General features: G+C 43.8%; 12 protein-coding genes. 5 read left to right on the top strand and 7 right to left on the bottom strand.

The features are described from left to right. Nucleotides 1-41: 41 nt before the first annotated feature. From L4D79_RS20940 to L4D79_RS20920, 5 genes are all read right to left on the bottom strand, one after another. The gene (locus L4D79_RS20940; RefSeq protein WP_428653977.1) at nucleotides 42-764 is read right to left on the bottom strand and encodes a tRNA-uridine aminocarboxypropyltransferase; all 723 of its coding nucleotides are present in this window, start codon (nucleotides 762-764) and stop codon (nucleotides 42-44) included. Between the two features lie 76 nt (nucleotides 765-840). Then, nucleotides 841-2,880, bottom strand: a complete 2,040-nt coding sequence (locus L4D79_RS20935; protein ID WP_428653975.1) for a methyl-accepting chemotaxis protein — start codon at nucleotides 2,878-2,880, stop codon at nucleotides 841-843. A 279-nt stretch (nucleotides 2,881-3,159) separates the two neighbouring features. Then, the gene (locus L4D79_RS20930) at nucleotides 3,160-3,498 is read right to left on the bottom strand and encodes a DUF3802 family protein (RefSeq protein WP_428653973.1); all 339 of its coding nucleotides are present in this window, start codon (nucleotides 3,496-3,498) and stop codon (nucleotides 3,160-3,162) included. 161 nt (nucleotides 3,499-3,659) lie between these two features. Then, nucleotides 3,660-4,652: a GGDEF domain-containing protein gene (locus L4D79_RS20925; protein WP_428653971.1), complete on the bottom strand. Its 993-nt coding sequence runs from the start codon at nucleotides 4,650-4,652 to the stop codon at nucleotides 3,660-3,662. After that, on the bottom strand, nucleotides 4,652-5,650 hold the full coding sequence (locus L4D79_RS20920) for a response regulator (protein WP_428653969.1): 999 nt from the start codon (nucleotides 5,648-5,650) through the stop codon (nucleotides 4,652-4,654). The genes L4D79_RS20925 and L4D79_RS20920 overlap by 1 nt, the downstream gene beginning before the upstream one ends. A gap of 253 nt (nucleotides 5,651-5,903) precedes the next feature. Between L4D79_RS20920 and L4D79_RS20915 the strand changes: the two genes are divergently transcribed. The 3 genes from L4D79_RS20915 to L4D79_RS20905 all read left to right on the top strand — a co-directional run bounded on the left by L4D79_RS20915 (nucleotide 5,904) and on the right by L4D79_RS20905 (nucleotide 8,357). After that, complete coding sequence (locus tag L4D79_RS20915; protein WP_428653967.1) at nucleotides 5,904-6,263, top strand: glutathione S-transferase N-terminal domain-containing protein; 360 nt, start codon at nucleotides 5,904-5,906, stop codon at nucleotides 6,261-6,263. Nucleotides 6,264-6,406: 143 nt separating this feature from the next. Further along, nucleotides 6,407-7,087 (top strand): DUF3334 family protein, encoded by a 681-nt coding sequence (locus L4D79_RS20910; protein WP_428653965.1) that lies wholly within the window; start codon nucleotides 6,407-6,409, stop codon nucleotides 7,085-7,087. A gap of 133 nt (nucleotides 7,088-7,220) precedes the next feature. Beyond that, the gene (locus L4D79_RS20905) at nucleotides 7,221-8,357 is read left to right on the top strand and encodes a ParB/Srx family N-terminal domain-containing protein (protein WP_428653963.1); all 1,137 of its coding nucleotides are present in this window, start codon (nucleotides 7,221-7,223) and stop codon (nucleotides 8,355-8,357) included. 52 nt (nucleotides 8,358-8,409) lie between these two features. Here the strand turns inward: L4D79_RS20905 and L4D79_RS20900 are convergent, their stop codons facing one another. Next, nucleotides 8,410-8,862, bottom strand: a complete 453-nt coding sequence (locus L4D79_RS20900) for a YaiI/YqxD family protein (protein WP_428653961.1) — start codon at nucleotides 8,860-8,862, stop codon at nucleotides 8,410-8,412. A gap of 130 nt (nucleotides 8,863-8,992) precedes the next feature. Beyond that, nucleotides 8,993-10,588 (bottom strand): ABC-F family ATPase, encoded by a 1,596-nt coding sequence (locus L4D79_RS20895; RefSeq protein WP_428654110.1) that lies wholly within the window; start codon nucleotides 10,586-10,588, stop codon nucleotides 8,993-8,995. Nucleotides 10,589-11,373: 785 nt separating this feature from the next. Here L4D79_RS20895 and dcuC point away from each other — a divergent pair. Then, on the top strand, nucleotides 11,374-12,738 hold the full coding sequence (gene dcuC / locus L4D79_RS20890; RefSeq protein ID WP_428653959.1) for a C4-dicarboxylate transporter DcuC: 1,365 nt from the start codon (nucleotides 11,374-11,376) through the stop codon (nucleotides 12,736-12,738). 181 nt (nucleotides 12,739-12,919) lie between these two features. Beyond that, nucleotides 12,920-13,072, top strand: a complete 153-nt coding sequence (locus L4D79_RS20885; RefSeq protein WP_428653957.1) for a hypothetical protein — start codon at nucleotides 12,920-12,922, stop codon at nucleotides 13,070-13,072. Nucleotides 13,073-13,170 lie beyond the last annotated feature (98 nt).

The following is a 13,170-nucleotide window of genomic DNA, read 5'->3' as shown; positions in this document are numbered from 1 at the left end:
GTGTCAATGTAATTTAACGCTCACCCACACTCGGATTGTCACTAAGCATAACTTCCCATGTATTCATGTAACTGACTGATTGCATTATCGTCTGGTAATACACGGTTCATCTTGCCGGTCATGTAATTCTCACGGAATACATCGAACCACAAATCCAACACATCGGCATTTTTTTGCTCACCAAAGAGGTCAACGATACGCGCAGCGACTTCAGCAGTCCCTAGCTGATTTGCCTTAGAGGCTTCACGTACTTTGTAACGAGACGGCTTTTCCGGGCTAATCGACAACACCGGGAACTGATTCAAATAAGGGCTCTTACGGAACATTTTCTTGGCTTCAGCCCAGCTACCATCAAGCATAATAAACAACGGTCGCTTGCCCGATCCAATATCCACCCGTTCAGCAACACGCTCAGGTGCCGCATATTCAGCAGGGAATACCACGTAAGGCTGCCACTGCGGGTCTTCCACCAAAGCGAGCATCTCAGGGTTTGGCTCTGTCCGTGACCAAATGAAGGCATAGGTGTCTTCAAACAAATCGGCGATCAAACGACCGGTGTTACTCGGCTTAAGGACCTCGTCGTCATACATCACCAACAGAAAAGCAGCATTGGATGAAATTTCAGGCTTGCTGGAACAAATACACAAATGTTTGCGTAACATACAGAATAAGCAGCGCTCTACTTTACCGCCACGGGCAAGGAACGGACGAGTAGAACGAGCAAGGCGCTCATCATATAACTTATGGACAGCATGGATACGCATAACAGCTTTACCTAAAAACAAAAAACGCCAGCATTCTACTGGCGTTTGTATACCCAAGCTAGATCAAAATTCACTTTCAGGCGTGTAATCGGTACTTTGACAGCAAGCCCTGCTGCTTGTGCGCTACATCCGATACTCTACCAGCCTGCTCCACCAACGTCTTAAGTTCTCGGCTATTGGTTTGGGCTTTCAACGACACCTGCTCAACACTGTGCCCCACTTCAATGGATGCATTTTCCTGCTGCTGGGTTGCAGCAGCAATCGCGATCACCTTGTCGCTGATACTCACAACAATTGATTTAATTTGGTGGATGGAGGCCTGAACTTCACTGCTCAAATCAATAGATGATGTCATCTCTTCTCGGCTTACCACCATGGCATCATTCACCTCTTTTGCTGCTTGGTGAAGCTCGCTAATAGTGGTTCGAATCGAAGCGGTTTGCATATTGGTTTCACTGGCTAATTTGCGCACTTCATCGGCAACAACAGCAAATCCCCTGCCCTGCTCACCCGCACGGGCTGCTTCTATCGCAGCATTCAGCGCCAGCAAGTTGGTATTGTCGGCAATAGCACTGATCAGCGCCACGACTTCGGTAATTTTATCGACGTGGCTATCCAACTCTTTCATGCGTGTTTCATTAACGGCAAACCGCTCGTCCAGCATACGTAGACGAGACGTACTTTCATCGATGATATCCACCCCTTGTTGGGCCATATCATTCGCTTGCTTGGCTTCTTGCTCTGACTCATGTGTACTGGCAACAATCTCTTTGATTGACACCTCAAGCTGAGTGATCGCGGTCGCGATAGCTGTTAGCTCATCACTTTGATCTTTAATTGCAATACGGGATTGAGACGCCGCTTTCTGGCTGGTTTCTACTGCCGCACTTAACTGATGGCTATTATCGACTAACTGACCAAGCGTTTGACTATTATTAAGGTTAGATTGATTAAGCAAGCTCCCTAATATAGCAAACTCTTTCGGCGCATCCTGCGTAGCCTTAACGGTTAGGTCGCCCTTACTCGTCGCTTCAACGACGCGGTCAATCTGTTGTAGTGAACGCTTTACCGATTGGCTAATCCAAACACTGGAAAGAATAGCAACAACTAGGCCCGCAATACTAAAGGTAATAAATAAGGCCATGGCATTTTCACTGGCCTGCATTACCCCTGTTTCTCCCTGGGTTACCAATCGGTTCGCACCGTCAGTCAGGGTATTAATTTGATTGGTCATCGATGCGATTTGTTGTTGGGCATCTTGTACCTTGAGTGCCTGTTCTTCCTGTAGTGCCAAGGTAAGAAGCTGTAAAGCGACAATACCGTTATCGTCATACAGCTCTTTTACCATCGTGAATGGAACAATAACACTGGTATAGTCAGACATACTGGAATCAAGTCGGTTCATTTCACGCCACGCGTAGTTCATTCCCGACAAATTTGTCCTTTGCAGGCTGCGAGCAAATCCTTCCGCCTTTGATAGATCTCGCTCCAGCATCAACGCCATCAAATGGCTGGCCATTTCCAATGAATGGTTTACGAAATTGGTTACGTGATTAGCCCCATCCAGGTTATTGGCGAAAACTTCCGTACCAATACGACTCATCTCAGCCCTGACAGACGATACCGCATAATTCATCATGCCTTTATCTGACTCAATCTTACTTTGATTAACTAATATCTCTTGCTGAGATTGATAGAGAGTGGCAGCTGTAGAGCCAACCTGCTCGGCTTGAGCGGAAAGAGTTCGGATATCATTCATTAGCCAGCCAAGCTGGTTTTGATCAGCCAATCGGTCCAGCTCATTCAGAGCAACGCTCATCGTGTTTTGCTCTTCATTGAATGCCTGATGGGCAACATCAAGTTCTTCAATTGAGGAACTATTGATCATATCACCCAGACGCTGGGCAGATTGCAAGGACGCCCTAACAATGACACTGCTGTTCATTGTTACAGGTAGCGCTTGATGGCTAAGAACCTCAAATTCTTGTGCAACATTTTTTAGGCCATTATTTCCGAAATAGGAAAGTAAACCACCGGTTGCTACCAGTAACGCAAAAACAATCTGAATTGAGGCAACAATAGAGAGGCGCGATTTGCCCCGCTGCTGGTTTTTCATGCTGATCATATCCCTGATTAAGTTCAGCCAGTATCGTGGTGTTATATGTCAACCACAAAACAGTAACGTAATGATTTCATGTCACTATATGACACACACGTTGGAGGCAAACTTACTCAATAAATATGACAGTTAGATTTCAATTGTTTATTTCATCAATAATATCAATGAATAAAATACAAACTATCGTGATATAGATTAAATGATACTCAGGCAGGATATAATAACAGCAGCAACACTATACAAAAAAGCAGCTAAATGCTGCTTTCTTCATTTTGATTATCGGCTTATCGCACTGTCAAAGAGGTTTTTGACAAGCCCGACATAGTCTTCGAGAAAGCGCACTTGCTCATTGGTTGGACAGCGGTTCCAAGCACCGGCAAGCACCTCGCTTAAATCTTCCATTACCGCATCAGCTTCTTGCATTAACTTGAAGCGAAAATCCGCCTCTAGATCGGGGTTTTGCGAAAAAACAGTCATTAAATTGGATGCGATCATATCTGTTACTACGTCTTCAACCGTCTCTTCACAGCCTTCTGTCTCAGCATTTTCAAACAGAGAAAGGTGCTCTGTAAAGTACTCAATAAGCGCGTGATAACCTTCAGACTCTACAACCATAATCCTATCTACTCTTCCGTTGATTATTGACTCGCATTAACAGCTATCGTTTAGGCAACATATGCTTGTCATCAGTAATAGCTTAAACGCAAATTAGTAGATTATCTTATGACAAAACAGCCTGATAATATAGGCAAAATTATCATATTCACCTTAAGCGTCTATGAGGTTCCGTGCATAACAGCACATTGTTCCGCTGTTGATTGGTAGAGTGTACAGCGGTTTCGTCCTTGCCGCTTTGATTGATACAGAGCACTATCAGCACATTCCAGCCATTGTTCATAAGAACCCATCCAAGGTGCCCACTCACAGACACCTAGGCTGATCGTTACTTGGATATCCCGTACATCTACCTTCACGAGTGACTCTTCTATCCGTTTTCGCAATCGGTCGGTAAAGTACTGGGCTAATTCCGCCGCCGTACCTGGAAGGATCACACCAAACTCCTCGCCTCCGTACCGACCTGCAATATCAGACTGACGTTTTGCTTTTTTCAACAAACTGGATATCGATTTAATCACTGCATCACCGGCGACATGGCCAAAAGTATCATTTACCTTTTTAAAGTGATCAATGTCGAACATCACCAAACTCGCCGCGCTCTGACTATGGCGGCAATGATCAAATTCATTGGCCAAACATGATTCCCAATGCCCGCGGTTGTGCAACTGAGTCAGCTTGTCCGTGATACTCAAATGAGTCAGCTGTGCATTGCTTTCTCTTAGATGCGTCTTACTTTTCGCAATATCCGATACATCGGTAATAGTTAAACAAATATGTCGGTATTCACCGTTTAGCGCCTTTAGCGGAGTCAGCGTCATGTTTTGATACATAGCGGCCATCCCTCCCGTCACAGGGCTGAAATTGATGAAGTTAAAAATATAAGGTCTATCTTCCCAGCAGCTAAATGAACGCGTACCGAGCTTAAATGTGGACTGGATTTTATTTTTTAACCATTCTTGCGGTAAATCCGGCATTGCCTCAAAAAGGCTTTTTCCCATAATTTGATCGGCACTGATCCCACTATAAGCCTGCATGAAAGTATTCCAAGTCATTACTCGGTACTCCCTATCGAGCATCACGACTCCCGCATCGATATTATCAATCAACTGCGCAGTAAGATGGAAATCAGATAAACTCTCGGGGTAATTCACTATAGGGTCTCCATAAAACGCTTGATAACTCGCGTCGAGTCATTCTCCATCATCAGCAATACATCGCAGGCCATGTCCAGATTTTCAGATTGATAGCTGTACTCTATGGTAAAAAGATCATTGTTTGCCGTTTCACTCCACCCTCTGACCATATACTCTTCAAGACAAATCGGTTGCCGAATCGAAAAAGGGATATTCATCTGTTCAGACAAGGACACCAAAAAGGAAGACACCATTAAATTGCTAATATCCGTAATGACTTCACTGTGCTTGTCATTAAATGTACTAAACCCCAGCCGTTTACCAAACAACGTAATATCTTGACCATATAGACACACCAACGCTTCGCCATGAATACCACCGCCAACAAACCGCTGGGCAATTGCGGTAGAGTCTGTTCGTTGGATCTGATTGCTGATCATCATTTCCAGATCCCCGCCCCCCAACATTGCCACATTGGGCAGTGGCATAGTGATGAACTCCCCACAATGATCGGAAATAATGGCAGCTCCTTTACCTAAGGCAATATTAGCGACTTCTTTAAACTGATGGAGGTAATCAATTTCACCGTCGGGTATATTTGGGGCGTGGTGGTCAGTTAGCGATAGAGGCTGCTCTTTCTCATTAAAAACAATCCCCAACTTCTTTAAAGTAGCGGATACTTGTGGTCTCGCAAATGGTTTGGCAAGAAAGTAATTTGCCCCTGCATCAACACAGCGCTCTATCGCCTGTTGTTGTACATCTGCAGAAAGCACAATTACTTTTGTCGGATAATTATTGACGGGCAATTGTTGTAACACGCCAAAACCATCCAGTACTGGCATCGTCAAATCAAGAAACATCAGATCAATATCGTTCACAGCCAGACAATCCAATGCCTGTTTCCCGTTATCAGCAAAATACAAAGTAACGCCGATGAAATCATCGAAAAACTTTTGCATTGCTCTGTGCACGAGCCGTGAGTCATCACAGATTAATACTGTTTTGTTATGCGACACAAAATATGACCTAGATTGCTTACCAACAGCGATAATGATAACGCCTTTATCTGAATTTTATATTTTTTGGCTTGATTAAATTTTCCACTTAGTGACATGGATCGCTTTTTATGAAGATTGCTTGACTCATATAAATTCAATAAGTTAGAGATAACATGGTGTATTGTATATTAGCCATTATATTCGTGTGGTTTTTTGCATATTGATTAACAGGTATGATGTAAATAAGAATATTCCAAAGGACATTATTACAATGAAAATTATTCGCCTGATCCTTGGCAAGCTCATCCTATTGCTCAACGCTGTTTTCTCTCCGAAACCCCAACAGCGCGCTCAAGAAGAGCAGCAACGAATAAATAAAGAACTAGAATCTATGGCACTTTACCAATTCGAGTCCTGTCCGTTTTGTGTCAAAGTTCGCCGCGCAGCAAAGAAAATGAACCTTCCGCTAGAAACAGTGGATGCCAAGCAGCCTGGCAACGAACAAACGCTGCTCAGCGGTGGCGGTAAGCGCAAAGTGCCTTGCCTGCGTATTGAGAACGAGTCAGGTGAAATAACATGGATGTATGAATCAAATGATATCATCCAATACCTAGAGCAGCGCTTCGCATAACTCATTCGCATTGTTCAGCGACACAAAAGTTAACGGCTTATGGGTAAAAAAGTGAACTACGTCAATCCCCTAAGCCTTTAGCTGTGCAATTCTCCGCTTTTAATGCCACACTTTCGTTCTTTGCCTAAGAACACTAAAGCTCAATGAAAAAAACCAAAGTCATCACTACCGACGATATCCTCCTAAAGCTTTGCCAATCCTTTTCCTCAGTACTGACCGCTGCAACAGATAGCCCAGTCAGTTACTCGGCAATGGTACAAAAGATCAATAAAACGAGCCTGAAACCTGATATCGGGTGCTTTGTTCTGTTCGATGGTGGCTTTACTGGGCTTGTTGTAGCCAACTTTTCGCACCAGGCTGCTTTAGAACTCTACCAAGACTATATGCTCAAAATGGGCATGTCAGCTGATGAGCTGGCAATTCACCACTCATCAGACGAAGTTGCAGATATACTGGGTGAGCTAATGAACCAGGTTGTCGGTGATTTCACCGGAAAAATTCGCCGTGAGTTACAGGTTTCGATTACTCAGAATCAACCTAAAATGTTAGCCCTGAACAAACAGGTACTGTTATCGGTCGATACCAACCTTGATCGCCCGCAGGCTCGGCGGGTCAGTTTCACAACCGAGAAGAACAATATTTTCTACTTGGAATTGGCCATGGACAAAACAGAATTCATCCAACTGGAAGAGTTTGACCAACATGAAGTGTGCGACCCCGACCTCATCATCGAGGCGGCACAAAGTAACTCTCGTACGTCTTCCAAACCAGCGGCGACAGCTGCTAATGTAGACCTAGACCTACTCGACGAACTTGGTATCTAACGGCTCTCTTTCATCTACCACATGAGGCACAGCAGTCAATTTCGCCAGCTGTGCCGACTCCACTCACTGATGAAACAAATAGATTGGCTCAGCTTTGCTAAACTGTTGTAAAAAATGGTTAGAGGCTGTGTTTATGTATCGTCAGCGTTTTTGCTCACTTATTCTTGGTGCGATCATTTGTACACCTTTTCCGACGCATGCCGAAAAGGTCAATTACAGCGAGCTTGAAAACGGTGACACGATTACTGTCACTCTTGATCAATTGCTGCCAACCCAAGCGGTTCTAAACTATGATCAAATCTATGCCAACCTTCAGCGCTATAAATCCGATCTGAAAAACATGTACAACGATCTGTGTCGGTTAAATGGTGCTAAAGGCGTTAAAAAGTGGGATGAAGATTCCATGCCGACAGACCCCGAAACCTACCAGTGCTCAGGCAAGACAGCGCAGAATAAGGATGCGCTAAGTTCCGTTGTCGTAGGCCCGGAAGAAGGTGTTCTCTACCTAACAGAAGGGTTAACCATACTCTCAACATTCTGGGGGATGCCAAATGGCGGTACAAGCGTCCCTATTACGGTCAAAGTGAACCATAACCTACTAGGATCTGGCGATGACTTCTGGGCAGAAATGAACAATGATAACGAAGTGTGGTTAGTCAATGAGAAAGGGAAAAAAATAAAAACCAAAGACCTCCCCGAATACATCGGGATGAAACAACTTAAGCACGACAAATACCTTTCATTGGTTCATTTCCTCAATGGAATTAGCTACACGCCACCAAAACCCGATGGCAAGGACAATAAAACAGCTGCCGTTCCTTTCCTTGCATTGAATTGGGCACTTGAAATCCGCCAGCATATGAAAATTTCCGATTATGATCTCAACGATCCTGAAGAATATGCCACAGCCCTTACGGAAGCTGCCACTATCATGGTTGATCTTCCTGATGATGAAGTGATCGGAAAATCCAAACGTACTGCCAGTGATATGGGGCAATTCGATCAAGTAGACAGCAAAGCCCTTGAAGAACTACTGACTGATAATATGTCCCCTTTTGGACTCGCCACGGCCTACCGCTTAGCAAAGAAAGAAAAATCGACGCCTAAAGCCGTTTTGGAAGAGCAAGAAGCCCAGAAAGAAAAGGAAGAACAAGAGAAAGAGAAAAAGGAAAATGAAGAAAAAGCCAACGCTGAAGGAGCAGCTACAGAGGATAAAAAGAAGAAAGGTGATGAGGAAGCATCAGACAATAACAGTGAGGCTAAGGAGTAACCTCACCATTTCAGATTTTGAATACCAGACGCCAAACAATATCCAGCAGAAACTATTTACGATGGTTTTTCGCTAAAAAAGCATCAAGTTTATTACCGAAATTCTGTCTGTCTGCCTGATTCAGTGGCGCAGGGCCACCGGTTTGCACACCAGAGCTTCGCATGGTTTCCATGAAGTCACGCATCTGAAGGCGTTGCTTGATGGTGTCTTTGGTATACATTTCACCACGTGGATTTAATGCATGAGCACCTTTGGTGATCACTTCATCGGCCAGAGGGATATCTGCAGTAATCACAAGATCACCCGGTTCTGACTGCTGAACAATATAGTTATCAGCAACATCAAATCCAGACTCAACCTGAATCGCTTTGATGTGTGGTGAGGGTGGGACACGGATATACTGGTTTGCGACTAACGTCACGGCAACCCCTACCCGATTAGCAGCACGGAACAAAATTTCCTTAACAACATTCGGACAAGCGTCGGCATCGACCCAAATCTTCATACTTTTTCCTTATTTATAAAAACAAAGCACAATAATACCTATGTATATGGGTATAGTGCCTCATCGCTATACCTAACAAAAAGCCGCCATTATAAGGCGGCTTTTTAAAGAAAATTCAACTAATCGTTGATTAGCCAACAAGGCCTTTCTTCGCTAGGTACTCTTCATAGGTACCGTGGAAGTCTTCTACGCCATCTTTGGTAATTTCAAGAATACGCGTTGCAATCGAAGAAACAAACTGACGGTCGTGAGAAACGAACAACAGTGTGCCCTTGAAGTTTTCAAGTGCCAAGTTCAATGCTTCGATAGATTCCATATCCATGTGGTTGGTTGGTTCATCCATCAGAAGAATGTTTGGTTTTTGCATAATCAGCTTACCAAACAGCATACGACCCTGCTCACCACCAGAAATCACTTTAACAGATTTCTTGATATCATTTTGTGAGAACAGCATACGGCCAAGAATACCACGAACGGTTTGCTCGTCATCGCCTTCTTTTTTCCACTGGCCCATCCACTCAAGTAGCGTAATATCTTCTTCAAAGTCAGCACTGTGATCCTGAGCGTAGAAACCAATGTTATTGTTTTCTGACCACTTAACCATACCGTCCATCGGCTCCATCGCACCCGCAAGGGTATTTAGTAGCGTCGATTTACCGATACCATTTTCACCGATGATTGCAATACGCTCACCCACTTCAACCAGCATCTTAACGCCGTTGATAAGGATGTTATCATCGTAGCCTTGCTTCAGGCCTTCAACTTCCAATGCGTTACGGAACAGCTCTTTTTCCTGATCGAAGCGGATAAACGGTGATTGGCGGCTAGATGCCTTCACTTCATCCAACTGAATTTTATCAAGCTGCTTTTGACGAGACGTTGCCTGTTTTGCTTTAGATGCGTTAGCAGAGAAACGGCTTACGAACGTTTGCAGTTCAGCCATCTGTGCTTTCTTCTTAGCATTATCAGCATGTAGACGATCACGAGCTTGTTCAGCTGCGATCATGTACTCATCATAGTTACCAGAGAATAGGCGAAGTTCACCGTAATCTAGGTCAGCCATGTGGGTACAAACACTGTTTAGGAAGTGACGGTCGTGCGAGATGATGATCATGGTGCAGTTACGCGCCAAAAGAATCTCTTCCAACCAGCTAATTGTATGAATATCCAAGTTGTTCGTTGGCTCATCAAGTAGCATGATCTCAGGATCAGCAAACAGAACCTGAGCAAGAAGAACACGAACTTTCAGGCCTGGTGCAACAGCACTCATTAGGCCGAAATGTTGCTCTTCAGGAATACCTAGACCAAGTAGAAGCTCGCCAGCACGTGCTTCCGCTGAGTAACCGTCCATTTCAGCGAATTCAGTCTCAAGGTCACCAACACGCATGCCGTCTTCGTCAGACATTTCTGGCAATGCATAAATGCGGTCACGCTCTTCTTTTACTTTCCAAAGCTCTTTGTGACCCATGATAACGGTATCAACTACAGAGTATTCTTCGAAAGCAAACTGATCCTGGCCTAACTTAGCCATACGCTCGTTTGGATCGAGTGAAACAGTACCGCCTGACTGCTCTAATTCGCCGCCAAGAATTTTCATGAACGTTGACTTACCACAGCCGTTCGCTCCGATAAGGCCATAGCGGTTACCGCCACCGAATTTAACTGAGATATTCTCAAACAGTGGCTTGTCGCCAAACTGCATCGTGATATTAGCTGTAGAAATCAATGTACTGTTCCAATAATGATGTATATCAAGCAATAAAAAAGTCGCCATAAAGACGACTTCCTCACCATGTGCCCGAAGTATAACAGGTTTTGTGAGCTTCATCACGAGTAGATTTCACTCTTCCTAACGCCAACTTGTTACCTTGTCACTGAGATCTGCAGCATAAAAACACACTACTCCACTTGCATATAAACAAGTGGAATATAAACTAAGCCAATATACCCAAGTTACTTCGGAAAGGTGTCTTGAAGTAACTTGGGTATAAGTAAGATATAATTACTTGTAATTTAATTGTTCACACCCGCAAATACCAATAACAACACCAACATAAATAATATACAAACATCCTCTTTTATTATTATTTTGTTTTTATATTGCCTGAAACCCCTTAATTCTATTCACTGTTATTTCTTAATTCATTTTCAGACAAGATTTGTTACAGACCTCAATATGACCTAGGTCTCAACAAACATGAAGCGCACACCCCTTCAATACCTCTTTTCAGTAAGATTGAACCAGGCATTCGTTACTCATAGTTAAAGTTATTGATTTAGGCTTGTCTATTTCCAATACGTTGGCGCTTTCACATCATACTTTTGCAGTTAAGCCAGATGTTAGGTGCCCGTTAGGAAGTTATGGATCGACATGTTGCAGAAGCAACACTTGATACAGGGATGTTAAATTTAACCAAGGTTGTTGATGCTTTTACTTAATTAAGCTTTATATACACATTCCATAATTAGTCATCAACATGCTGTACCTATAAATATTATGTGAGAATAAATATGTTCATCCCATTGCTATCGCTACCCATCATATTTGGCGCGGGTTTTTTGATTGTTAAAAAATATAACACCCAAGCAGCACTATTTGCTGCTGGTCTAGTAATGATTTTAATCGGCGTTGCTTCAGGTAATACCGACTTCCTACCATCAGGAACCAATTCTTCCGGTACGGTTGTTTTTGACTTTTTCCTTGTTATTAAAGCACTTTCGTCTTCAACCCTAGCCAACCTAGGTTTGGTAATCATGAGTGTGGCTGGCTTCTCTAGCTACATGAATCATATTGGTGCCGCTAATGCCATGGTTCAAGTCTCAACCAAGCCACTCTCTCTGATAAAAAGCCCATACGTGGTTCTTGCCCTGACTTACGTACTCGGCCAGATCATCAACATCTTCATTCCATCAGCTGTCGGCTTGGCAATGCTTCTGCTTGTTGCGATGTACCCCGTTCTAGTCCGTATCGGTTGTACACCAGCGTCTACCGCCGCTGTTTTGGCCACCACAGCATGTCTTGACTTGGGCCCAGCATCAGGTAACTCATTAAAAGCGGCTGAAGTTATCGGCATTGACGCGGCAACCTACTTTGTTAACCACCAGATAGTCGTTGCCCCGGTTGTCATGGGTGTTATTGCTGTACTGCACTTCTTCTGCCAGCGTTGGTTTGACAAAAAAGATGCCGAAAAAGGTATTACCAATGAATTGAAAGAGGTCGAGCAAGATACCGTAGCCGCACCTAAATGGTTTGCTATCTTGCCTATCCTTCCTCTTCTTATGCTCCTGACATTCAGTAGCTTTGCGATTTCATGGATCAAAGTTGACGTCGTCACAGCAATGTTCACCAGCTTATTCATTGCCATGGTGTGTGACTTCATTGTTAACCGTGACGGCAAGAAAGTAGCGGCTTCGCTAAAAGTGTTCCTAGACGGTATGGGTAAAGCTTTTGCAAGCGTTGTCTCGCTGATTATTGCCGCACAAACTTTCGTTGTTGGTTTGAGTACCATTGGTTTTATCAGCATGCTACTTGGCGCAACTTCAACCGCAGGTCTTGGTTACCTTCCGATGATCATCGTGATGGTTACTATTATTGGTGCGACAGCGCTTCTATCCGGCTCGGGTAATGCACCATTCTTTAGCTTCGCCGATCTGGCTCCGCAAATTGCATCAACCTTAGGGGTAACAACAGCGGCCTTTGCTCTACCTATGCAGTTGTCTTCCGGTATCTTCCGTTCATTCTCGCCAGTTGCAGGCGTTGTTATTGCGTGTGCGGGTGTGGCGGGGATCTCACCAATTGAACTTGTTAAGCGTACCGCTATTCCAATGATGGGCGGCTTGGTTGCTCTTGTTGCGATGAGTGCCATGCTGGGTTAATACAGACTCTACTGACCCACTCACAATAGCCAAACTATTGTAAGACTTAAAAACGGGCCTTCCAGCCCGTTTTTTATTACTTCGTTCCAGAGTTAATACTAACTGAACCCCTGTTAATTTTAATTTATTTTTATTTAATCACTACCAGCAGTAAACTGATTTTATTGATTTGGAGGTGGTTATGCATGAATTAGACGAGTATTGCGACAAAATTGACTTCACGCTGAGCGAAGCTGACGCTCAAGCTCTGGGCTTAGTTGAACGCTCAAGATCTTCCAAACATTATCTCCCCCCCCTCCTTACCGTTACTTTATTGCTGATTTTCTTTTTGTGAGGTCGTGAGTTGGAAGATCAAAATATTGAACAAGATATAAATAAATTATTTTGCTTCTACTTTATTTTAGGAGTAATCGCATTAGCACTTTGGTTTTA

The sequence above is a fragment of the Photobacterium satsumensis genome (assembly GCF_050336935.1).
In the GTDB taxonomy this organism is placed as follows: domain Bacteria; phylum Pseudomonadota; class Gammaproteobacteria; order Enterobacterales; family Vibrionaceae; genus Photobacterium; species Photobacterium satsumensis.
Note: the sequence above shows the minus strand (reverse complement) of the source record. Positions and strands in the feature narration are given on the sequence as shown.